Below are 21997 nucleotides of genomic sequence, written 5' to 3'. Positions count from 1 at the left end.
GCGGGTTTGCAGCGTCAACCGCTTACGCGGTTTGGTAAAACCGCGTAACTACAAAGCGTCAGCACAGCGCTTGCAGATATGAGCGTGGCCGTTGTACTCGCCGACGGTGGTGCGATAGTTCCAGCAACGGTCGCAGCACTCGCCCTCGGCAGCCTCGATAGCAACGGAAAGCTCCTCGCCCTGGGTCAGCTCAACATCGGAGACGATGTAGAACTCGGCCAGGTCGACGGCCTTGTCGCCGGTCAGCAGCGCGTACATCTCGGCGGGAACGACCGCCTTGACGCGGACCTGCTGACTCTTAGTGAAGGTGCCGGCGGAGCGGGCATCCTCAAGGGCCTTGGTCACAGCGCTACGGAGCTCGAGCGAAGCCTCGAGCACACCCTCGAACTCATTGGCCTCGTCGACCGTGATGGGCGACTTGTACCAATCGAGCAGCGCGGCGTACTTCTGGTGATCGACGCAGCCGGCGGGCGCATAGGCCATGGCCTCGTCGACCGTGTAGGACAGGATCGGCTGCAGGTCGCGCATGAGCATCGAGAAGAGCTCGGCAAGCACGGTCTGGGCGCTGCGGCGCTCGAGCGAGCCGGGCTTGTCGCAGTACAGGCGGTCCTTCAGGGCGTCGAGGTACACGTTGGAAAGCTCGGTAACCACGAAGTCGTAAAGCGCACGGTAGGCGCGCGGGAACTCGTAGCTGGCGTAGGCGTCGTCGACCTCGGCCTGGACCTGGGTCAGACGGGCAACCATGAGCTTGTCGAGCGGCAGCAGGTCGGCAAAGGCGACGCCGTCGGTCTCGGGCTCAAACTGGCCCTCGAGCTCGGAGAGCAGGAAGCGCAGCGTGTTGCGGAAACGACGGTAGGCATCGGACGTACGATCAAGAATCTCGTGGTCGATGGACACGTCGGAGCTGGTATCGACGGACGCAACCCACAGACGGATGATGTCGGCGCCCATCTCGTCGCAGACCTTGTTGGGGTCGATGACGTTGCCGAGCGACTTGGACATCTTGCGGCCCTGGCCGTCGAGGGTGAAGCCCTGCGAGACGACTGCCTTGTACGGGGCGTGGCCGTTGGCACCCACCGAGGTGAGCAGCGAGCTCTGGAACCAACCACGATGCTGGTCGGAGCCCTCGAGGTACACATCCGCCGGGTACTCAAGCTCAGGGCGATACTCGCAGACGGCCTTCCAGGAGACGCCGGAATCCCACCACACGTCGAGGATGTCCTTATCGGCCTTGAGGTGATGGCCGCCGCACTTGGGGCAGACGCAGGCCTCGCCCAGGTAGCTCTCGGGAGCGTCGGTGAACCAAGCGTCGGAGCCCTTCTCGTGGAAGAGCTTGATGACGGCGTCGAGCGTGGCGTCGTTCATGACCTTCTCACCGCAGTCGACGCAAGTGTAGCTGGGGATAGGCACGCCCCAGTTGCGCTGACGGCTGATGCACCAGTCGGGACGCTGCTCGACCATGGCGCCGATGCGGTTGGCCGCGTGGGCCGGATACCACTTAACGTTCTCGCGGACCTCTTTGCCAGCCTGCTCGCGCAAGCCGGTCTTGTCCATCGAGACAAACCACTGGTCGGTAGCACGGAAGAGCACCGGGTGCTTGCAGCGCCAGCAGTGCGGATAGCTGTGCGTGATCTTCTTCTCGAGGACCAGGGTGCCGCGCTCGCGCAGGAACTCGATGATGTGCGGGTTGGCCTCATCGGTGTCCATACCGCTGAAGGGGCCACCGGTGCCAAACTCCTCACCGGTGTAGAACTTGCCGTCGTCATCGACCGGCATGCAGATGTCGGTGATGCCCTCCTTGAGGCAGGCAAAGTAGTCGTCGACGCCGTGGCCGGGCGAGTTGTGGACGATACCGGTACCGTCGTCGACACCAACATAATCGGCCAGCAGCGCCACGCCCTCGACACCGTCAAAGATCGGCTGCTTGTAGTGGATGTGGTGGAAGGTCTCGGCGGGAACCACATAGGGCTTGCCGTCGACCATGACCGGGGTGTACTCCCAGCCAAACTCCTCGCAGCACTTGGGAGCCAGGTCCTCGAGCATGACCTCGGCGCGGCCGTCGTGCTCAACGGCGACGTAGGCGGCACCGGGCTTGAGGGAAACTGCCTGGTCGGAGGGGATGGTCCACGGCGTGGTCGTCCAGATGATAAAGTCGACCGGGCCGTCGAAGTTCTCGAGGCCGGCGGGCTTGGAGGTCATCTCAAAGCGCACGAAGATGGACGGGCTCGTCTCGTCGGAGTACTCGATCTCAGCCTCGGCGAGTGCGGTGTGGCAGTGCTTGCACCAGTGGACGGGCTTATGACCGCGATAGATCATGCCCTTATCGAACATGGCCTTGAAGACCTCAATGTCGGCGGCGTCATGCTGGTGATAGAGCGTCAGATACGGGTTGTCCCAGTCGCCAAGCACGCCAAGGCGACGGAAGCCAGCCTTCTGGAGCTCGATGTTCTCGACAGCGAACTTGTTGCAAAGCTCGCGGATCTTAGCCGTGGAGGTCTGGTTGAACTTCTCGGTGCCGAGCTTCTCCTCGACCTTGTGCTCGATCGGCTGACCGTGGCAGTCCCAACCGGGGACATAGGGAACCTCATAGCCCTGCATCATCCGGTAACGGTTGATCATGTCCTTGGAGATCTTGTTCATGGCGTGGCCGATGTGGATCGGGCCGTTGGCGTACGGAGGGCCGTCGTGCAGCACGAACTTCTTGTGACCCTCGTTCTTCTTTAGAACTTGCTCGTAGACCTTGTTGTCCTGCCAGTCCTTGAGTCGCTTGGGCTCGGACTTGGAAAGACCGGCACGCATGGGAAATCCGGTTTTGGGCAGATTCATCGTCTGCTTGTACTCGTTTGCCACGGTACCCCTTTCATGTCGTGGGCGCGCACGCCCTCTGGGCACCAAAAAAGCGCCCGTCCCTACAAGCTGGGACGAAGCGCCACAAAACAGGCAGTCTGCCCGTAAAAGCTCTTCGCTTAACCACCCAGCTTAGATGCCCTCGCCCGCGTATTCGCGCGCTCGCATCCGTTACTCGGCTGGCCTGTATCGACGGCCATCTCGGCGATGTCTACTAAGACGAACCTGCGCGGCACGTCCGTTGGGACCGCAGCTCCGGGGTGATTTTCATCAGTTGCATGCACGGGTTCTCAGCGCTCCCCGCTCTCTGTAGCATGCGGACGGCCGACTACTCGTCCCCATCAACGCTTATGCGGAGTATGCTAGCACGTTCCGCGCCGGCGAAAAACCCTCAACACTGGTTTTATACGTTCGAAATTTCTCGCGGCTGTGGACCTTCTCTTGGAGCAAAATACCTGAAAGCACTTTATCGAACGAAAGAAGGTTGCTATGCGCACGATTGGAATGAGCGACTACACCGTTGGCGAGGATTGCTTTGACGAGCTGCCCACCGCACTGGCGGAGTACGGAGCGACCAAGGTCGCGATCATCGGTGGCAAGCGGGCACTGGCCGCAGCACTTCCCGGTATCAAAGCTGCGCTAGCGGGTACCGACGTCGAGATTCTGGAGACGCGCGTCTACGGCACCAACAGTACGCGCGCCAATATCGCCAAGGTCGTAAACTCCCCCGCCTGCCAGGAAGCCGACGTGCTCATTGCTTGCGGCGGCGGCAAGGCGCTCGACACCGTGAAGACCGCAGCCATCGAGCTCAAGAAGATCGTCTTTACGGTGCCGACGATTTGCTCCAACTGCTCCGCTGCGACCGCCATTGCCGTCGTGTATAACGACGACGGCTCGCTCGAGGGCTATTCGTACCCCAACCGACCGGCGCACATCTTCATCAACCCCAAGATCATCGCCGAGGCACCGGCGGAGTACTTCTGGGCCGGCGTGGGCGATGCCCTGTCTAAGCAGCCCGAGGTCGAGTACGCCACGAGCGCCGGTAATTTAGAGCACACCGCCGGTCTTGGCCTGGCACTCGCCCACACCTGCTCCGAGCCGCTGTTTACCTACGGCGTCCAGGGTCTTGAGGACGTGCGCCAGGACCTGTCGAGCGAGGCCGTCAAGCAGATCGCGCTCGACATCGTGGTCAACACGGGCTATGTCTTGAACCTGACCAACCAGAACGATTACTACTACAACTCGAGCGTGGCGCACGCGTTCTACAACGCCACCTGCAGCATTCCGCGTGAGGGCACCTACCTGCACGGCGAGGTTGTGAGCCTGGGCGTGCTCGTGTTGTTCGCCTACACGGGCGACACCGAGAACCTTGAGCGCTATGCCGCCTTTAACAAGCAGATGGGGCTGCCCGTGACGCTGGAGCAGGTCGGGCTTTCCGTGGCCGACATCCCGGCCCTGTGCGAGCACGCGCACGCCACCAACGAGTGGAAACAGGGAAACCCTGAGCCCTTCACCGACGAGAAGTTCGCCGCCGCCATCAAAGCCGCCAACGCCTACGGCCACACGCTCTAGGGCTGGCCCAAAACCACCACAAAGGGGACAGGCACCTTTGTGGTGGTTTTTTATTGCTCCAGCATGCTGGGGTCGAACTCGCTAGCCGGGATCACGCGATAACCGTGGCGGAGCAGTAAATCAACGAAGACGCCGTTGCCCGCCGTAAGGGTGCCGCTGAATGTTCCGTCGTAGATGCGACCCGCGCCGCACGAGGGACTACGGTCCTGCAGGATGCACGCGGCGATCTCTTCCGGCCCGCCCGCCTGCTCGCACATATCGAGCGCTCGTTGGGCACCCAGGCGAAATTCGCGATCGACCGATATGCCCTCGCAGGTACGAACCTCTCCGTTCACAATCTCGGACGGCTTGCGCGGCGTGGGCAGGCCCCCAAAGACCTCAGGGCACACCAAGAGGACCTCGGTCCCTGTACGCTCGCAGGCCTCGACCAACTCGCGATGGTAGTTGTCGAGCCCGTTATACTTGCAGCTCTCGCCCATCAAGCAGGCGCTCACCACGATCTTCATTTCCATCCCTCTCAAGCAAAACGCCCCATTTGAGAAAGCTGCTCAAATGGGGCGTCGGCGTTTACTGGCTCGGCCGCGGCTTTACTGCTGCTTGGGCATCAGCGGATTCTCGCGCGTGAGGAGGTTCATGAACTCCTCGCCCGTGATGGTCTCCTTCTTATACAGATAACGAGCCAGCTCGTGGAGCTTAAACTTGTTCTCCTTCAGAATCTGCAAAGCGCGGTCGTGCGCATCCTCGATCAGCTTGGCGACAATCGCGTCCACGCGCTCGGCCGTACCGGGGGCGCAGGTGAGCGACGTGTCCTGGTTGAGGTACGCATTCTGAACGGTACCGAGCGCCATCATGCCAAACTCATCGGACATACCAAAGCGCGTCACCATGTTACGGGCGAGCTTGGTGGCCTGCTCGATATCGTTGGCTGCGCCGGTCGTCATCTCACCAAAGATGAGCTCCTCGGCTGCACGGCCACCGCAATAGACGGCGAGCTTGTCCAGGACCTCCTGACGTGTGGTCAGGAAGCGCTCATCCTCCTCGACCTGCATGGTGTAGCCCAGAGCACCGCTCGTGCGCGGCACGATGGTGATCTTGGTGACCGGCGCAGAGCCCTTCTGGCGAGCGGCAACGATGGCATGGCCGATCTCGTGATAAGAAACGACCTGCTTCTCATGGTCGGACAGCACCGTGGACTTGCGCTGCTGACCGGCGATGACGACCTCCACCGACTCCTCAAAATCATCCTGGGTGGCACGCTTGCGACCCTCGCGGACGGCACGCAGGGCGCCCTCGTTGATGATGTTGGCCAGGTCCGCACCCGAGGCACCGGGCGTGGCGCGGGCAATCGCGGTCAGGTCAATCGGCGGCTGCGTCTTCACGCTCTTGGCATGCAACTCAAGAATGTTCTTACGGCCGGTCAGGTCGGGCAGCTCAACGGGGATACGGCGGTCAAAACGACCGGGGCGCAACAGGGCCGGATCAAGGCTGTCGGGACGGTTGGTAGCAGCGAGAACGACAATACCCTTGTGGTTATCGAAGCCGTCCATCTCGGTCAGCAGCTGGTTGAGCGTCTGCTCGCGCTCATCGTTGCCACTAAAGCCGCCGCCATCGCGCTTCTTGCCGATGGTATCAATCTCATCGATAAAGACGATGCACGGGGCCTTTTCCTTGGCCTGCTTAAACAGATCGCGCACCTTAGCGGCACCGCGGCCGACGAACATCTCGACGAACTCAGAACCAGAAATACTAAAGAACGGCACGCCCGCCTCGCCGGCCACAGCCTTGGCAAGCAGGGTTTTACCAGTACCCGGAGGGCCGACAAGGAGAGCACCGCGCGGCAGCTTGGCGCCAATCTCCTCGTAGCGCTGCGGCTTCTCCAGAAAGTCGACGACCTCCTTGAGGGACTCCTTGGCCTCTTCCTGGCCGGCGACGTCCTTAAAGGTCACGCCCACGTCCTTGGAGGCGATCACGCGCGCGCCGGACTTACCCAGTCCGCCGCCGCCAAAACCGCCGCCGCCAAAGTTCATCGACGGACCGTCATCGCCCATGGCCTTCTTCATGCGGCGGTTGAGCCACCAGCCGATCAGGAAGAAAATCGCCATGGGAAGGATAAGGGTGAGCAGGTAGTAGGTCATCAGACCCGAGTTCTTATCGGGAACGACCGACTCCAGTGAAGCACCGGACTCAAGCACGCGATCGGTAAAGCCCGCGTCATTCGGAACACCGGTCGTCTTGTAGGCGATGTTCTCGTCCTCGCCCTTCTTGGTGTAATAAATCGTGTAATCGTCCGTGTTGTACTCGACCTTGTCGACACTCTTCTTATCGAGCGCTTTGACAAACGTCGAATAATCGGTCTTCGTAATCTGCTGCGTGTGACCGATGTTGGGGAACAGAACGGTCGAGAGCACGAGGTAGACGACGAAGGCGATGAGCACGTAGAGGATCATATTCCGTCTACGTTTGTTGTCATCCATCTCCATCTGCTTGAACTCCATCTACTGGGGTTGATAATGCTATCTAGAATACCCAACCCGGACGGCGATAAACCGACGCCGGGCACGAAAGGACAGAGATGGCATCACTGGAAGTCGGCAAGGTTCAGATCTACACGGGCGACGGCAAGGGCAAAACCACGGCTGCGCTGGGACTGGCGATGCGCGCCACGGGTTATGGACTCGACGTACTCATGCTGCAGTTTGCCAAGAAGCTGCACTGCGCCGAACACGATGCCGCGCCGCGCCTGGGACTGCGCATTATACAGGCCGATCGCAACACGCCCGAGGCTTGCGCCGAGCAGATCATGGAACTTGCACGCGAACAGATCTCGCAGGTCGACGTGCTCATTTTGGACGAACTCGGCGAAGCGATGCGTCGCGGCTTTGTGACACGCGAGGATATCGAAGCACTGATTGCGATAAAGCCCGCCACCACGGAGCTCGTGCTCACCGGCCGGGGCCTGCTGCCCCTCGCAGACCTCGCGGACCTGGTCACCGAAATGCGCCCCATCAAACACTACTTCGACGAAGGCCTCCTAGCCCGCCAAGGCATCGAATACTAATTGATCCAAAGGGGACGGAGGAAAACGGATCATTTCGCCTTATCGCCGGGCCAATGATCCGTTTTCCTCCGTCCCCTACGGGTCATTAGGCAGTGGCGCGGCCTAGCCAGTTGCCGCTGTGGTGGTAGATGGTGAACATCGTGGCTGTGATGAGCCAGGTTACGGGGTAAACCAGCAGCAGATGCTCAAGCGACGGATCGAACGGCATAATCGCAAACACCCAGATCACCCTGAGCACGACGGTGCCAAAAATCGTGAGCAGCATGGGCTGCAAGCTCACGCCGGCGCCGCGGATAGAGCCCGACGCGTTCTCGATAATCGAGAAGATTGCGTAGAACGGCGCGATGAAATGAAGAATCGTCGTGGTGTACGCCGAAATCGAAGCATCGTCGACAAACAGACGCGACAACGGACCCGAGAACACCAGCAGCACGGCAGACAGGCCACCAATGAGCATAAACGACAGCACGAGCGACGTATGGTAGCCCTTGCGCATGCGCTCGTAGTTGCGCGCGCCAAAGTTCTGTGCCGAGAACGTGGTGATCGACACGCCAAGCGCCTCGGTAACCATCCAGACAATGCCATCCAAACGGCCCGAAAGACCCCACGCCGTGGTGACATCGGCGCCAAACGAGTTGACCGACACCTGAATCAAAACGTTGGAAATCGAATACGCAGCAGACTGAAAGCCAAGCGGCAGACCACACGAGATCATGCTCTTACAAATGCCAGGATCAATGCCGAGTTTGGACAGCGAAAGCCGCCACGCACCCGGTGCGTGCATCATGCGAATCACGATCATCGTGGCGTTGGAGCAAATGGTCAGCGCCACCGCGATGCCGCAGCCCAGAGCCTCCATATGAAGCACGGCAACGAAGATAACATCCAGCACCGCATTAACAAGGCAGCCGGAAGCGATGATCACAGCAGGCCCGCGCGTGTCGCCCACGGCGCGCAGCAGTGCCGTTCCCATATTGAGCAGCAGCGCCGCAACCATGGCGGCAAAATAGCAACGAGCATAGGCCACGCCCTCAGCCAATAGCTCATGCGGCGTGTTCATAAGCACCAGCATGGGCTCAACGAACACTATGCCAAGAATCGAGAAAACGATACCGCCCACCAGCGCGAGGGTCATGGCCGTATGGACCGAACGACTCAGTCGCTCATCATCGTGCTGGCCAAAATACTGACCGGTAATGACCGCGCAGCCGGCGCCGACGCCAACGCAAAAGCCAATGCAGAGCTCGGTGAGCACCATCGTGGCCTGAATGCCACCCAGTGCAAGCTTGCCGCCAAACTGGCCGACGATATAGGTACCGATAAGCGTGTAGGCCTGTTGAAAAAACGAACTAAAAAAGATGGGAACGCACAGCGAAAGCAGCTGCTGCCAAATAACACCCTGCGTTACATCGATAGCCGTAGATTTCTTAGCCACACGCCCTCCCCACCAGCATACGTTAAACAACAAAACGGCAATTTAAGGCCAAAACCAATAGCAGCTTAGCACCGACTGGCGTCGACCGAAACACCCCGAGTCAGAGCCCGGTGCGAACTATCTGCCTAGTGATACAAACCCGGCTGGTAGTGATACTCATTACTCACATGCGGGCACAGCTGCCAAAAGGCAACGGCACTCGCCGCGGCCACGTTGAGCGAATCGACCCCGTGCGCCATCGGAATGCGCACGGCACGGTCGCAGCCCGCGATGGTCTTGGCGCCCAGGCCGGCACCCTCGGTGCCCATAAAGATTGCCAGGCGGTCAATCTCCTGTAGCGTGGGATCGTCCAACGACACTGAATCGTCCGTCAACGCCATGGCGGCACACGAAAAACCGGCATCGTGCAGCGCCGCCAGGCCGTCATGCGGCCACACGCGCGCCTCACTGCCAATACGCGTCCACGGCACTTGAAACACGGTCCCCATGCTCACGCGGGCCGAGCGACGGTACAGCGGGTCACAGCACGTAGGGCTCACCAGAATGCCGTCGACATTGAGCGCGGCGGCCGAGCGGAAAATCGCGCCGACGTTGGTGTGGTCGACAATGCCCTCGAGCACGCACACACGCACCGGACGCTCCCCCGCCGCCTCGACGACGCCGTCGAGAAACTCATCAACCGGAATCTGCCGCGGGCGACGAAACGCCGCGAGCGCACCGCGCGTCACGTTAAAGCCCGTCAATTGCTCCATGAGCTCCATGGAGGCAACGAACACAGGAACAGGGCCGGAGTCCTCGCGCACAACCAGGCGCTCAAACAGCGGCATCATCTGGTCGAGCCAGCGTTCGCCCAAAAGAAGGCTCACCGGCTCATATCCGGCACGCACCGCGCGCTCGATAACCTTGGCACTCTCCGCGATAAAGATGCCCTTTTGCGGCTCCAGCACGCAGCGTAGCTCGCGTTCGGTCAGTCGCACGTAGGCATCGAGCCGCTCATCCTCGAGCGAGTCAATTCGCAGCACCTCAACGGCATCAGTCATAACAGCAAGCCCGTACCCTTCTTACAGCAGCATCTATATCAAACGAGGCGACGCCAGGCGCCGCCCCTTCCTCATTCCGACCCGATAATACCGTGGGCAAATAGGAGATTTAAGCATCAACGCGACGATACGTCACGAACTCATAATCGAGGCCTTCGTCGCCCTCGCCCGCGGCAATCGTGGCAACCCCTTCGCGCCGCGCAACTTCCCACGCGGGATCGGCGTCCAAGTCGGGAAAGTACGTGTCCACGGGATGGACGCAGTGGCTATGCGTGACCTCGGCCTCCACGCAGTACGGCAAAAATTGCCGATAGACATCGCCGCCGCCGATCACCCACGCAACGGGCTCATCGGCAACCGCAGCGAGCGCCTCGTCGATGCTATGCACCACGTCGACGCCCTCGGGAGCAAAGCTCTCGTCGCGGGTGAGCACGATATTGCGGCGGTTCTTGAGCGGACGCCCACCGGGAAAACTCAGCAGCGTCTTGCGCCCCATAATGACCGGGCAACCTTTGGTGCACGCCACAAAATGGCGCATGTCGGCGCGATTGGACACCACCATGTCGCCCTCGCACCCAATGCCCCAGTCGTCACACACGGCGACGATGGCAGATAGCTTACACGTCATGAGCGCCACCTACACCGCAATGGGAATGTTCTTGACCTGCGGGCCGTGCTCGTAGCCCTCGACGATGAGGTCATCTGTCGTAAACGCGTAGAAATCGTGCACGTCGGGGTTAAGCGTTACCTTAGGCGCCGCAAACTGCGGACGCTCGATAAGTTCACGGACGATATCGACATGACGGTCGTAAATGTGGGCATCGGCAATCACATGCAGCAGCTCACCGGGAATCATATCGACCGACTGCGCGACCATCATCAGCAAAATGGCGTACTGGCACACATTCCAGTTGTTCGCGGCCAAAATGTCCTGGCTGCGCTGGTTGAGAATCATGTTGAGTGTAGGTTTATCGTCCTGCGGGCGCTGCGTGACGTTATAGGTCACGCCGTAAGCGCATGGATACAGGTGCATCTCGGACAGATCGTTAAACACATAGGTGTTCGTCATGATACGGCGGCTGTACGGCGTATGCTTAAGATCGTACAGTACACGATCCATCTGGTCGAAATCGCCCTCGGCATAATGGCTTTTCTGGCCAATCTGATACCCGTAGGCTTTGCCGATGGAACCGGTCTCGTCGGCCCACTCGTCCCAGATATGGCTGTTGAGGTCATGGACGTTATTGGACTTCTTTTGATAGATCCACAAGATCTCATCCATGGCAGACTTAAGCGCCGTACGACGCAGGGTGAGCGCAGGGAACTCCTCGCGCAGGTCGTAACGCGCCGTAACGCCAAAGTTTTTAATAGTATAGGCAGGGGTGCCATCCTCCCACACCGGTCGGACCTTTTGACCCTCGGTGGTGGTGCCATGGTCCAAAATATCGCGGCACATGGCTACAAACTGCTGATCAGCTTTGCTCATTGACCCTCCTGTCAGTCGCCTACAAGCGAGATTCATTGTAGCCCAGGCACCCTGTGTCGGATTGGACACTTGGACGGGCACACGCAATGCACGGCAGCATGGCTCGCATTCGCAAGCGGAACACCTTTACCTTTTTCTGACATATGCCAAGAATACCTTGCAAGGTTCCGCTCGCGCGCTATTCTATTGTTGACATATGTCAGATTTGGAGAGTGTATGGCAGGAAGACGCGAAAAATTGCGCCGCGTTGGGATCATCCCCGAATATCGCGGCTTTACCCCCGACGGCCTTGCCAGCGGAGACGCCATCGAGATGACGGTCGACGAGCTCGAAGTCCTGCGGCTGTGCGACCTGGAAGGCCTCAATCAGCAGACCGTCGCCCAGCACATGGGCATCGCTCGCGCCACCGTGGCGGCCATCTGCAGCCGCGCGCATCGCAAGGTGGCAAACGCGCTGGTCAACGGGCGCGCGCTGAGTATCGAGGGCGGCAATATCGCATACTCCCCCATCACCACGACAACGGCCGCATGGCCAGCAAAGGAGGTCGGCACCATGAGAGTGGCAACGACGTACGACAACGGCAACATCTTTATGCACTTTGGCCGCAGCGAGCAGTTCAAGATCTACGACATCCAGGATGGCAAAGTGCTCAACGAACAGGTCGTAGGCACCGGCGGCACTGGTCACGGCGCATTGGCGGGCCTGCTTGCCAACGGTGGCGTCGACACGCTCATCTGCGGCGGTATCGGAGGCGGGGCTATCAACGCGCTTGCCCAAGCCGGCATCACGGTATACGCAGGTGCCCAGGGCAGCTGCGACGCCTGTGTCGAGGCCCTTATCGCCGGCACGCTCGCGCAGACCGGCGAGGCCACGTGCGGCTGCCACGGCCATGACCACGAACATGGCGAGTCCTGCAGCTGCCACGGCCATCACGACCACGACGGGCAGGAGGGCTGCAGCTGCCACTAGCGGCAGGCATCTCAACGCCAACACGCTTACGCGCGTGCGACAGCCTACGAACGAACGGCGAAGGCCGCCTGGAGTACCATCCAGGCGGCCTTCGCCATACACGACTCAACCAGTCGTTACTTCTTATTGCGCATCTGCGCTTCCATCTGGCGCAGCAGATCCATATCGGACTTGGGGCTGCCCGTTCCCAGGCCGCCCATGCCGCCCAGACCCATAGCGTCCAGGCCAGGGATATTGGGCATGCGCATCCTCTTGCCCTTCTTACCCTTTTTGCCCTTCTTGCCGCCGGCCTGCGCCTGATTGGCCATCGTGCGCATGCGGCCCATCATCTTATTCATCTCGCCCCACTGCTTCATAAGGCTGTTGACCTCGGTGGGGGTCACACCGGCGCCCTTGGCGATACGGGCGCGACGCTGGCCGTTGATGATGGAGGGACGCAAACGCTCCTCCTTGGTCATCGACATGATGATGGCCTCGTTCTTGTCAAAGATGCCCTCGTCCAGGTTGCCGCCCATCTGGTTGAGCGCGCGTTGGCCACCGGGGAGCATACCCAGAATGCCCTTCATGCCGCCCATCTTCTTGACGGCCTTCATCTGGTCGAGCATGTCGTTCATGGTAAAGCCCTCGCGCAGCATACGCTCAGCAGCCTCGAGCTGCTCGGCGTCAGCCGCCTCCTGGGCCTTCTCGATGATGCCGACGACGTCGCCCATGCCCAAGATGCGCTTGGCCATGCGGTCGGGATAGAACGGCTCCAGCGAATCGGGCTTCTCGCCCATGCTCACGAACTTGATGGGCTTGCCGGTCACCTGGCGCACGGAAAGCGCGCCGCCGCCACGGGCGTCGCCGTCGAGCTTGGAGATGATCACGCCGTCAAAGTCGATGCGCTCGGCGAAGGTCGAGACGACGTTGACGATATCCTGGCCGGTCATGGCATCGACGACCATCAGCACCTGATCGGGCTTGACGGCCTTCTTGATATCCACGGCCTCCTGCATCATCTGCTCGTCGATCTGCAGACGGCCAGCGGTATCGACGATGACCACGTCGCGAAGGTGGTCGACGGCCTCCTTGATGGAGCCCTTGGCGATATCGACCGGATGCTCGCCGTCACCGCGGAAGACCGGAACGCCGATCTCTCCACCGAGCGTGGCCAGCTGGTCGGCAGCTGCGGGACGGTAGACGTCGCACGCGGCGAGCAGCGGCGAGCGGCCCTGCTTCTTGAGCAGATAGGCCAGCTTTACGGCCGCCGTAGTCTTACCGGAGCCCTGCAGGCCCACGAGCATGATGACATTGGGAATGCGGTTGCTAAAGACGAGCTTGCTCTCGGTGGAGCCAAGCATCTCGGTGAGCTCGTCGAGCACGATCTTGACGACGTTTTGCGCCGGCGACAGCGACTCCATGACCTCGGCGGTCATGCAGCGCTCCTTGGTCTTGGCGACGAACTCCTTGACGACCTTGAAGTTGACGTCGGCCTCGAGCAGCGCCATGCGAATGTCACGCATGGCCGAGGTGATATCGGCCTCGGTCAGCTTACCCTTGCCACGCAGGCGGTCAAATGTGTCGTTGAGGCGATCGCTCAGAGAATCAAACACTAGTCACTCCTTAATTGGACTCGCCCACCAGGGCGCGGCAGAAATCTTTGGCATTGAACTCCTGCAGGTCATCGACCTGCTCGCCCACGCCCACGCGCAGGATCGGGAGCTTGAGCTTCTCGGCCACGGCCATGGCGATACCGCCCTTTGCCGTGCCGTCGAGCTTTGTCATGATAATACCGTCCAGGCCCAGCGCCTCGTTAAACTCAAGCGCCTGATTCAGACCGTTTTGGCCTGTCGCGGCATCGATTACAAGGACGACCGAGACGGGCATGGGGCCGGCGGCCATATTGGCGGCGCGCTTACGCGTCACGTTGACCACCTTGGCAAGCTCGCGCATGAGCTCGGGGCTCGTGTGCAGACGGCCGGCGGTGTCGATAAGCACCAGGTCGCTGCCGCGCTTGTCGGCCTCGTCGAGCACGTCGTAGCAAACGCTTGCCGGGTCGGAGCCGCGGTCGCGCTTGATGACGGGAACGCCGGCGCGCTGGCCCCACACATCGAGCTGCTCGATGGCGGCGGCGCGGAAGGTATCGGCCGAACCGATCACGACATTCTTGCCGCGGGCAGCCATGGCGCTCGCGATCTTGCCGACCGTCGTGGTCTTGCCGGCACCGTTAATGCCCACAAACAGCACACAGCTCGGCGTATCGGCGAACGGATCGCGCTCCACGGGCACAAAATGCTGCTCGAGCTGCTCGGCCAGGGCGCGACGGAGTTGCGGGGCGGTCTTAAGGTTCTTCTTGGCCGCGGCATCGCGCAGATCATCGGAGACCTGAATCGCGACCTCGGCACCCATATCACCCATGACGAGGGTGTCCTCTAGATCCTCCCAAAAATCCTCATCGACCTCGCCGCCAAAGTAAAAGACCTCGTTGAGAGCCTCACGGCTGCGCTCAAGTCCGCGCGAGAGAGCATCGAAGAATCCCATTATGCATTCACGACCTTTCCGGTTTCGCGATCGAGTTTTTGCGAGACGACGCGACTGACGCCGTCGGCTTGCATCGAGACGCCGTAGAGAACGTCAGCGTCCTCCATAGTACGGCGCTGGTGCGAGATAACCAAGAGCTGCGTATCGGAACGCAACACATCGAGTGCGCCGATGAGCTTGGACAGGTTAGCGTCATCGAGCGCCGCCTCGACCTCGTCCAACACATAGAACGGCACCGTACGCGTACGGTACACGGCAAAGAGCAGGGCGAGCGCCGTCAGGCTCTTCTCGCCACCCGACATGAGCATCATCTTGGTAATGCGCTTGCCGCGCGGCTGCGCCACGACCTCGATACCCGTCTCGGCAGGATGCTCGGGATCGGTCATCTCCAGATGAGCCTGGCCGCCCGGGAAGAGCATAGCGAAGATCTCGCGGAAGTTCGCGTCGACCTTCTCAAACGTCACCAGGAAGGCCTTCCGCATCTTGCAATCAATGGCCACCGTGATCTTGGTGAGCGCCTTGCGCGCGCTCTCCAGATCGGCCAGCTGCTCCTCGATGTAGTCGGCACGGCGCTTGAGCTGCTCGTACTCCTCCATGGCAACTTGGTTAACGGGACCAAGGTTGTTGATCTGGCGCACAAGCTGGTTGAGTTCGCGCTCGGCGGCATCGCGGTCCGTGGGCGCCGGAAGCATGAGCGCTGTCTCGAGCACCGTCGTGCCATCGGCGGTAATGGCCTTAATGGCGGCCTCTACCTGCACCTCGAGCTTGCCACGCGCGACCTTGAACTCGTTTTGCGTGGCAGAGGCGGTATCGACTCGCTCCTTAGCGCGGGCAACCTCTGCCTTGGCATCCTCGATGGTCTTCTTGAGCGAAGCGGAGTCCGCCTCCTCCAGAGAGGCCTGGTCACGCAGGCGCGCTGCCCAATCCGACGCGCGTTCCAACAGGGCAGAATAGCGTTCGTGCATGGGATCGACGCGCAGGCGCAGCAGCTCGAGCGAGCGCGAGGCCTGGCGTGTTCCGCGGATACGACGGTCGATGCCCTCAAGACGATGCTCCAGGTCGGGCACGCGGCCCTTCAGCGAACGCAGACGTTCGCTCGTCTGGGCTAGGCGAACCTTGGCGTCGGCGAGCTTGCCGGCAGCCTCGGAATCGTCACGGCGAACGCGGTCGAGTTCGTCGTTGGCCTCGGCAATCTGCAAGCCCAGATCGCTTGCCCGCGCGCGGGCCTCGTCACGCGAACGGGTGAGCTCGTCAACGCGCGGGCGCGCAGCGCGAACGGCTTCGGAGGCCTGCTCGCGGCGCTTGGAGATGCGCACGCGCTCGACCTCGGCATTGTTGGCGCTTTGCTCCAAGCGGCCGATCTCGGAAAGCAGCGAGCGGCGCTCGCCCTCAAGACGGGCGATCTCGCCGGCGGCATCGCCCTCAGCGGCACGCGCTTCCTCAACGGCCGCATTGGCCTCGACGACCTGATCCGACACATGCTCAAACACGGCAGCCAGATCGGGCTCAAGCCCCTCCAGCTCGCGAATGCGACGCTTACGCTCCAGAGCACCCGAGGCCTCGCCAGCATCGAGGCCCACGCGCACCAGGCCGCCACAGCTTACGCGGGCGCCATCGGGAGTCACATAGGTCACACCGTCAACGACCGGCGCCAACAGCGCGGCAGCCAAGTCATCGACCATGTAATAGCCGCCGAGCAGCGCCTCGACGACGGGTCCGTAGCCTGCGCGCACGGACAGACGATCAACCAGGCGGATACCGGCAGCGCCCTCGGCGGCAGCAGAGCCGCTCACGCCGCGCGCCACCAGCAGCGCCTCACCCGAGGCCTTCTTTTGGTCCAGAGCCACACGACCGGCACGCTCAAGCGCGGCGGCGTCATCAAACAACAGGGCATCGATATCGCCGGCAAGTAGCTGCTCCACCAGGCCCTCAAGCTCGCGCGGGGCCTCGAGCACGTCGCCCAGACGACCCGAGACATCGTCGCCCAACGCACCCACCAGACGGCTCACGAGCGGCGAGCTGTCGGCCATGCGGGCATCAAGCTTCTTTTGGCTGGCAAGCTCCGAGCGCACCTCGGACAGCTTGTTGCGCGCCTCGCTCTCGCGGGCACGCAAGTCCTTCAGCGCCGCACGGGCGACCTCGGTGGCCTCACGCGCATCGACCTGGGCCTGGCGCGCTTCCTCAAGAGCACCCTCAAGCTCCTCTGCGCGGTTGCGACGGCTCTCGAGCGAGGCCGTGACCTCCTCGAGCTGCTCGTCAATCTGCTCCAGGCGCGAGACATACATGTTGTCCTCGACCTCGGCGTTGCTCAGCGAGTCCTTCACCTTGGCGAGCTCGAGCGCGGCGTTGTCGGCCACGCGCTGCACATCGCGTTGCTCACGCGTAAGCTGCGAAATCTGATTGTCGAGCGCCACGCGCCGCTCGTGGAGCTCAGCGGCAGCAGGACCAGCGGCGTCAACGTCCTCCTGGGCCTGCATGTGCGCACCGGTCACTTCCTCAAGCTGCGCACGCGCGTCCTCGAGCTCCTCGACCACGCGACGTCGCTGATGCTCGGAGCTCGAAATCTGCCCGCGCATGTCAGACAGGCGCGACACCATGTTGTGGCCCTTTTCCTCGAGCAGGCGCATGTCGGAGTTAATGCGGCCGACCACATCTTGCATATGACGGCGCTGCTCGCCTAGGTCGCCCACAAACAGGCCCTTTTCCTCGAGCATGACCTGAAGCTTCTCGAGCTCGCGCTCCTTTTCGCCCAAGCGGTACTGCGCAAGCTCAAGCTCGGCGGCACCTTCCTTGGAGCGGCTCTCCAGGTCGTTCCACTGCGACTGCAGCGAACGCAGCTCGTCAACGGCCAGCATCTGCGTAAGCTCGTTCGCGCGCGAGGACAGCTCTTTGTACTTGCGCGCGCGATCGACCTGACGCTCCAGCGGTCGCAGCTGACGGGCGATTTCCTTATTGATGTCGCGGGCACGCGTCAGGTGCTCGTCCATCGACTTAATCTTTTTGAGCGCGCGCTCCTTGCGGCGCTTGTGCTTGGAGATGCCGGCGGCCTCCTCGATGAGGGCGCGGCGCTCCTCGGGGCGGCTCTGCAAAATGGCGTCGAGCTTGCCCTGGCTGATGATGGAATGCGTATCCTTGCCCAGGCCCGAATCGTGCAGGATGTCCTGAATGTCCATCAGGCGGCACGGACTCGAGTTGATGAGGTACTCGCTTTCACCCGAGCGATACATGCGACGGGTGATGGCGACCTCGTCAAAATCGACAGGTAGTACATGGTCCGAGTTATCGAGCACCAACGTGACCTCGGCGACACCCACCGGCTTGCGCGCCGACGAGCCCGAGAAGATGACATCCTCCATGGCCTGGCCGCGCAGCTGCTTGGCGCTCTGCTCGCCCAGGACCCACAGAATCGAGTCGGAGATGTTCGATTTTCCCGAGCCGTTGGGACCGACGATGACGGTCAGGCCCGGCTCAAACGTCATATGGGCGCGGTCGGCAAACGACTTGAACCCCTTGAGCGTGAGGGACTTGAGATACACGGTTCCTCGCTTAAACAGGCTTCTTGTTGAGAATCACGCCGTTGGTGGTGTAGCCCATGCGGTCAAGTGCCTCGAGTGCAGCGGCTCCCTCGGCTTCCTTCTTTGAGGAGCCGGAGCCGCGACCCTGACGAATACCATCGATCAACACCACGGCGGTAAAGGTGGGCGCATGCGCCGGGCCCTCGGAGCCAACGAGCTTATACGCCGGGGGCTCGTGACCGTCGGCTTGCACGCACTCCTGCAAAAACGACTTGGGGTTTGCAGGATGCTCGGCACGCTCGGAAGCCAAATGCGGCTTAAGCGTACGATGGATAAACTCTGCCGCGGCATCCCAGCCGGCATCCAGGTACAGCGCGCCCACGAGCGACTCATAGACGTTCTCGAGGGCCGAATGCAAGCCGCGCGCACCGGTACCGGTCTCGGAGGCACCAAAGATGATGATGTCGTCGATGCCCAGCTCGTGAGAAACCTCGGACAGCGTAGCGCCCGAGACAAGCGACACCTTCAAGCGCGTGAGCTTGCCCTCGTCAAACTCCGGATAGGACTCAAACAGGGAGCGTGCGACCACAGCGCCCAAAATGGAATCGCCCAAGAACTCAAGGCGCTCATAGCTGGCAGAAACCGGCTGGCCCTCGACGGCCGAGGGATGCGTAAGTGCCGCGCGCAGCAGCACCTTATTATTGAACTCGTGGCCCAGGATTTCCTGGGCACGCGTAAGTCGTTCGGATAAAGCCAAGACTTAGGCCTCCTTGGCAGCTTCGATAGCGTCGACGGCGTCGGCGACAGAGTTGAGCGAGAGCAGGGTCTCGTCATCGATCTCGAGGTTGAACTCGTCCTCGATAGCCGTAACCAGCTGCAGGCGCTCGAGCGAGTTGGCATCGAGGTCGTCAAAGGTGGTCTCATCGCTAATTTCGGCAACATCGACGCCCAGAACGTCAGCAGCGACCTCGGCGATCTTGTCGAAGATTTCGGAGCGGTCCATAGCGCTTCCTCTCATAGTGCATGAATACCAAAAGAATGGTACCGCCCGGGCGGTACCAAGACACGGTTCTGATTCTACCCCACGACGTGCGCCGCGAAGCACATAACAGCGCTCTAACTCGCTCTTATAAAACGATACCGTCCATGGAGTTGGCGACGTTCTCGACCAGCCCCGCGCGCACGGCTTCGGCCGCCGCGAGCGTACCGTTTTTAACAGCCTCGACCGAGGTGGCGCCATGGCCGATCAGGACCACGCCGCGCAGGCCCAGAAGAATCGCGCCGCCCTTGGCGTCGCCAGAGAGCTTGGCCTTAATCTCGCGCATCTGCTTTTTGATGAGCAGCGCGGCAATCTTGGTGCCAAGCGAAGACATAAAGACACCCTTGAGCTCCTGCAGCAAAAACTTGGCAGCGCCCTCGGTGGCCTTGAGCGCAATATTGCCCGACATGCCATCGGCAACGACGACATCGAAGTTACCTGAGGTGATGTCCGTTCCCTCGCAGTTACCAACAAAGCCGGGAACGGCGGCTTTCATGGCCGGGAAGCAGGCCTTGGTAAAGTTGGAGCCCTTCTCGTCCTCGGTGCCGTTGGCGAGCAGGCCCACGCGAGGATGCTCGATGCCCAGGACGACGCGGGCATAGGCGCTGCCCATCTGGGCAAAACGCACCATATCGTCAACCTCGACATCGGGGTTGGCACCCATGTCGCACAGCACCGTCAGACCGCCGGCGCGATTGGGCAGTGCATTGGTCAAACAGGGGCGCACCGGCTGCTTCTTGCCTTCGGCCTGATACCTAAACGGCGTCACGTAGGCGGTGGCAGCGGCGGTCATGGCACCGGTCGAGCCGGCGGAGAAGAACGCATCCGCGTTGCCCTTCTTAATGGCGCGGCAAGAAAGCACGATCGACGACTTACGCTTGGTCATCACGGCGCGAATGGGATCGTCATCCATGGCGATAACGTCAGGTGCCTCAAGGGCCTCAACACGTGCATGGGAAGCTGCAAAGGGATTGACGATTTCGGCGGGGCCAGCTGCCAAGACCTCGATATCGGGATCGGCGGCAAGCGCAGCCTCGATACCATCGAGAACAACCTGAGGTTTCTCGTCTCCGCCCACAACGTCTACACAAACGCGAACGTTACTCATATACATGCTCCTTATACAAAAATGGCCGACTCACTGAGCCGGCCATTGTGGTTCCATTTGGAACGGCATCGCATCCAGAGTATACCGTTACTCGGTAACGATAACCTCGCGGTCCTTGTAGAAACCGCAGCTGGGGCACACGTGGTGCGGAAGCTTGACAGCGCCGCAACGGGGGCACGTGGACTGAGCCGCAGCCGAGATCTTCATGTTGGCGGAACGACGGGTGTGAGTGCGGATACGACCCTGCTTTTGTTTAGGTACGGGCATAGTGACCTTCCTTATGAACTATCCAGTGTGGCGATTACGCGCAAGTAGCGATACTACCACAGTTTTACTCATCGAGCTTGAGATTCTTCAATGCTGCAAATGGATTTTCCGTGGCAGCGGCCCATTCTGCCTCTGCCTGGGCGGCGCAATCGCATTGCTCGACGTTGAGATTGCAACCGCAGGTGGGGCACAGACCACGGCAATCGGGCTTGCAGAGCACCACAAACGGCGTGTCCATAACGACCGCGTCATTGATGGGCTCACCCAGATCGACGATGCGGTCCTCACCCAGGAGCTCGTAGCCGTCCTCGTAGGCCTCGGGATCCTCGGGCTCCTCAAAGAGGTAGAACTCCTCGATCTCTCCGGCGATATCAAACGAGGCGGGCTCCAGGCAACGGTCGCACTCACCGGTGGCGTGCGCGCGGACCATGCCCGTGAGCAAGACACCGGTACCGGCATTGGTAAAGACAACGTCGTAGTCGATGCCGTCCTGTAGCTGGTACTCCTTCTCGCCCACCGTGTAGGTGGCGACATCGACCTTACCGGTCAGCGGAAACGAATCTCCAGGAAACTCGAGCTGCTCGGAAAGATCGACGGTAACGCTCGGGAACTCAGCCATTACCACTGACCATTCTGCTGGGCGGCACCCTCGTTGAGCTGCTGACGGCAACGGGTAACGGTGCCGGTCAGGCTCTTGAGGTTCTCCTCCAGGTGCGTAAAGACCTGCTCTGCGTAGTCCTCGGCAGCATAACGCGTCTCGCGCTCGTACTGCTGGGCACGATCGCGGATGTCGTCGGCCTGCTGCTGCGCAAGGCGGACAATCTCCTGCTCACCGGCAATGGTGAGGGCCTGCTGCTGAGCATCGGCGATGATGGAATCGGCCTGAGCGGCGGCGGAAGCCATAAGCTCCTCGCGCTCTTTGAGGATACGGCGGGACTTCTGCCATTCCTCGGGATAGCTCATGCGGATCTCATCGAGGATGTTGAAGAACACGTCGGCGTCGATGACCTTGAACTGAGCGTTCTTGCCGAAAGGCGGCTTGGCTTCCTCGATCAGCCCTTCGAGCTCATCGACCAAGCTGACGATCCTATCGCCAGGAAAATTCTCGCCCGGCATCCGGTCTCCTTTCATAGGTAACATA

General features: G+C 61.1%; 19 protein-coding genes. 3 read left to right on the top strand and 16 right to left on the bottom strand.

Going from position 1 to position 21997, the window contains the following annotated elements:
* Nucleotides 1–48 precede the first annotated feature (48 nt).
* Entirely contained in the window at nucleotides 49–2826 is a 2778-nt protein-coding gene (ileS, locus tag ACKUTP_RS07450) for an isoleucine--tRNA ligase (RefSeq protein WP_409064224.1), read from the bottom strand.
* 510 nt (nucleotides 2827–3336) lie between these two features.
* Here ileS and ACKUTP_RS07445 point away from each other — a divergent pair.
* Entirely contained in the window at nucleotides 3337–4419 is a 1083-nt protein-coding gene (locus tag ACKUTP_RS07445; protein ID WP_409063970.1) for an iron-containing alcohol dehydrogenase family protein, read from the top strand.
* Between the two features lie 50 nt (nucleotides 4420–4469).
* Here the strand turns inward: ACKUTP_RS07445 and ACKUTP_RS07440 are convergent, their stop codons facing one another.
* Both ACKUTP_RS07440 and ftsH read right to left on the bottom strand, forming a co-directional pair.
* On the bottom strand, nucleotides 4470–4925 hold the full coding sequence (locus ACKUTP_RS07440) for a DUF523 domain-containing protein (RefSeq protein ID WP_138112401.1): 456 nt from the start codon (nucleotides 4923–4925) through the stop codon (nucleotides 4470–4472).
* A gap of 81 nt (nucleotides 4926–5006) precedes the next feature.
* Nucleotides 5007–6899 (bottom strand): ATP-dependent zinc metalloprotease FtsH, encoded by a 1893-nt coding sequence (ftsH, locus tag ACKUTP_RS07435; protein WP_198019956.1) that lies wholly within the window; start codon nucleotides 6897–6899, stop codon nucleotides 5007–5009.
* Nucleotides 6900–6991: 92 nt separating this feature from the next.
* On the opposite strand from ftsH, the gene ACKUTP_RS07430 reads away from it, so the two are divergent.
* The gene (locus tag ACKUTP_RS07430) at nucleotides 6992–7477 is read left to right on the top strand and encodes a cob(I)yrinic acid a,c-diamide adenosyltransferase (RefSeq protein WP_409063969.1); all 486 of its coding nucleotides are present in this window, start codon (nucleotides 6992–6994) and stop codon (nucleotides 7475–7477) included.
* 85 nt (nucleotides 7478–7562) lie between these two features.
* Here the strand turns inward: ACKUTP_RS07430 and ACKUTP_RS07425 are convergent, their stop codons facing one another.
* From ACKUTP_RS07425 to thyA, 4 genes are all read right to left on the bottom strand, one after another.
* Complete coding sequence (locus ACKUTP_RS07425; RefSeq protein WP_161115832.1) at nucleotides 7563–8912, bottom strand: MATE family efflux transporter; 1350 nt, start codon at nucleotides 8910–8912, stop codon at nucleotides 7563–7565.
* A gap of 125 nt (nucleotides 8913–9037) precedes the next feature.
* A complete protein-coding gene (locus ACKUTP_RS07420; RefSeq protein WP_409063968.1) occupies nucleotides 9038–9952 on the bottom strand; it encodes a TrmH family RNA methyltransferase in 915 nt (304 codons plus the stop codon).
* Nucleotides 9953–10061: 109 nt separating this feature from the next.
* Nucleotides 10062–10580, bottom strand: coding sequence for a dihydrofolate reductase (locus ACKUTP_RS07415; RefSeq protein ID WP_409063967.1), 519 nt, complete (start codon nucleotides 10578–10580; stop codon nucleotides 10062–10064).
* Nucleotides 10581–10589: 9 nt separating this feature from the next.
* Complete coding sequence (thyA, locus tag ACKUTP_RS07410; protein WP_409063966.1) at nucleotides 10590–11438, bottom strand: thymidylate synthase; 849 nt, start codon at nucleotides 11436–11438, stop codon at nucleotides 10590–10592.
* Nucleotides 11439–11654: 216 nt separating this feature from the next.
* Here thyA and ACKUTP_RS07405 point away from each other — a divergent pair, with 216 nt between their 5' ends.
* Complete coding sequence (locus ACKUTP_RS07405; RefSeq protein ID WP_409063965.1) at nucleotides 11655–12407, top strand: NifB/NifX family molybdenum-iron cluster-binding protein; 753 nt, start codon at nucleotides 11655–11657, stop codon at nucleotides 12405–12407.
* 116 nt (nucleotides 12408–12523) lie between these two features.
* On the opposite strand, the gene ffh is transcribed toward ACKUTP_RS07405, so the two are convergent.
* The 9 genes from ffh to ACKUTP_RS07360 all read right to left on the bottom strand — a co-directional run bounded on the left by ffh (nucleotide 12524) and on the right by ACKUTP_RS07360 (nucleotide 21972).
* Nucleotides 12524–13999: a signal recognition particle protein gene (gene ffh, locus ACKUTP_RS07400; protein WP_409063964.1), complete on the bottom strand. Its 1476-nt coding sequence runs from the start codon at nucleotides 13997–13999 to the stop codon at nucleotides 12524–12526.
* 10 nt (nucleotides 14000–14009) lie between these two features.
* On the bottom strand, nucleotides 14010–14927 hold the full coding sequence (gene ftsY, locus ACKUTP_RS07395) for a signal recognition particle-docking protein FtsY (RefSeq protein WP_271807278.1): 918 nt from the start codon (nucleotides 14925–14927) through the stop codon (nucleotides 14010–14012).
* The gene (gene smc, locus ACKUTP_RS07390; protein WP_409063963.1) at nucleotides 14927–18463 is read right to left on the bottom strand and encodes a chromosome segregation protein SMC; all 3537 of its coding nucleotides are present in this window, start codon (nucleotides 18461–18463) and stop codon (nucleotides 14927–14929) included. Before smc ends, ftsY begins: the two co-directional genes overlap by 1 nt.
* Before the next feature lie 10 nt (nucleotides 18464–18473).
* The gene (gene rnc / locus ACKUTP_RS07385) at nucleotides 18474–19199 is read right to left on the bottom strand and encodes a ribonuclease III (RefSeq protein WP_117637759.1); all 726 of its coding nucleotides are present in this window, start codon (nucleotides 19197–19199) and stop codon (nucleotides 18474–18476) included.
* 3 nt (nucleotides 19200–19202) lie between these two features.
* Nucleotides 19203–19445 (bottom strand): acyl carrier protein, encoded by a 243-nt coding sequence (locus tag ACKUTP_RS07380; RefSeq protein WP_006234023.1) that lies wholly within the window; start codon nucleotides 19443–19445, stop codon nucleotides 19203–19205.
* A gap of 124 nt (nucleotides 19446–19569) precedes the next feature.
* Nucleotides 19570–20589: a phosphate acyltransferase PlsX gene (plsX, locus tag ACKUTP_RS07375; RefSeq protein WP_195234545.1), complete on the bottom strand. Its 1020-nt coding sequence runs from the start codon at nucleotides 20587–20589 to the stop codon at nucleotides 19570–19572.
* A gap of 87 nt (nucleotides 20590–20676) precedes the next feature.
* Nucleotides 20677–20856, bottom strand: coding sequence for a 50S ribosomal protein L32 (rpmF, locus tag ACKUTP_RS07370; RefSeq protein WP_022094017.1), 180 nt, complete (start codon nucleotides 20854–20856; stop codon nucleotides 20677–20679).
* 64 nt (nucleotides 20857–20920) lie between these two features.
* Complete coding sequence (locus tag ACKUTP_RS07365; protein WP_161145464.1) at nucleotides 20921–21475, bottom strand: DUF177 domain-containing protein; 555 nt, start codon at nucleotides 21473–21475, stop codon at nucleotides 20921–20923.
* Nucleotides 21475–21972 carry an ATPase gene (locus ACKUTP_RS07360; RefSeq protein WP_040358176.1) on the bottom strand — a complete coding sequence of 166 codons (498 nt, stop codon included), beginning with the start codon at nucleotides 21970–21972 and terminating at the stop codon, nucleotides 21475–21477. Before ACKUTP_RS07360 ends, ACKUTP_RS07365 begins: the two co-directional genes overlap by 1 nt.
* Nucleotides 21973–21997: the final 25 nt, after the last annotated feature.

The organism is Collinsella sp. wc0529 (genome assembly GCF_046116875.1).
Classification (GTDB): Bacteria; Actinomycetota; Coriobacteriia; order Coriobacteriales; family Coriobacteriaceae; genus Collinsella.
The sequence above is the reverse complement of the archived record's forward strand: the minus strand, read 5'-3'. Positions and strand labels throughout refer to the sequence as shown.

What these genes read in the sequence shown, in the direction of transcription:
- ileS (WP_409064224.1), bottom strand. Translation starts at nt 2,826, where the DNA reads ATGAATCTGCCCAAAACCGGATTTCCCATGCGTGCCGGTCTTTCCAAG.
- ACKUTP_RS07445 (WP_409063970.1), top strand. Translation starts at nt 3,337, where the DNA reads ATGCGCACGATTGGAATGAGCGACTACACCGTTGGCGAGGATTGCTTT.
- ACKUTP_RS07440 (WP_138112401.1), bottom strand. Translation starts at nt 4,925, where the DNA reads ATGAAGATCGTGGTGAGCGCCTGCTTGATGGGCGAGAGCTGCAAGTAT.
- ftsH (WP_198019956.1), bottom strand. Translation starts at nt 6,899, where the DNA reads ATGGAGATGGATGACAACAAACGTAGACGGAATATGATCCTCTACGTG.
- ACKUTP_RS07430 (WP_409063969.1), top strand. Translation starts at nt 6,992, where the DNA reads ATGGCATCACTGGAAGTCGGCAAGGTTCAGATCTACACGGGCGACGGC.
- ACKUTP_RS07420 (WP_409063968.1), bottom strand. Translation starts at nt 9,952, where the DNA reads ATGACTGATGCCGTTGAGGTGCTGCGAATTGACTCGCTCGAGGATGAG.
- ACKUTP_RS07415 (WP_409063967.1), bottom strand. Translation starts at nt 10,580, where the DNA reads ATGACGTGTAAGCTATCTGCCATCGTCGCCGTGTGTGACGACTGGGGC.
- thyA (WP_409063966.1), bottom strand. Translation starts at nt 11,438, where the DNA reads ATGAGCAAAGCTGATCAGCAGTTTGTAGCCATGTGCCGCGATATTTTG.
- ACKUTP_RS07405 (WP_409063965.1), top strand. Translation starts at nt 11,655, where the DNA reads ATGGCAGGAAGACGCGAAAAATTGCGCCGCGTTGGGATCATCCCCGAA.
- ftsY (WP_271807278.1), bottom strand. Translation starts at nt 14,927, where the DNA reads ATGGGATTCTTCGATGCTCTCTCGCGCGGACTTGAGCGCAGCCGTGAG.
- ACKUTP_RS07380 (WP_006234023.1), bottom strand. Translation starts at nt 19,445, where the DNA reads ATGGACCGCTCCGAAATCTTCGACAAGATCGCCGAGGTCGCTGCTGAC.
- plsX (WP_195234545.1), bottom strand. Translation starts at nt 20,589, where the DNA reads ATGAGTAACGTTCGCGTTTGTGTAGACGTTGTGGGCGGAGACGAGAAA.
- rpmF (WP_022094017.1), bottom strand. Translation starts at nt 20,856, where the DNA reads ATGCCCGTACCTAAACAAAAGCAGGGTCGTATCCGCACTCACACCCGT.
- ACKUTP_RS07365 (WP_161145464.1), bottom strand. Translation starts at nt 21,475, where the DNA reads ATGGCTGAGTTCCCGAGCGTTACCGTCGATCTTTCCGAGCAGCTCGAG.
- ACKUTP_RS07360 (WP_040358176.1), bottom strand. Translation starts at nt 21,972, where the DNA reads ATGCCGGGCGAGAATTTTCCTGGCGATAGGATCGTCAGCTTGGTCGAT.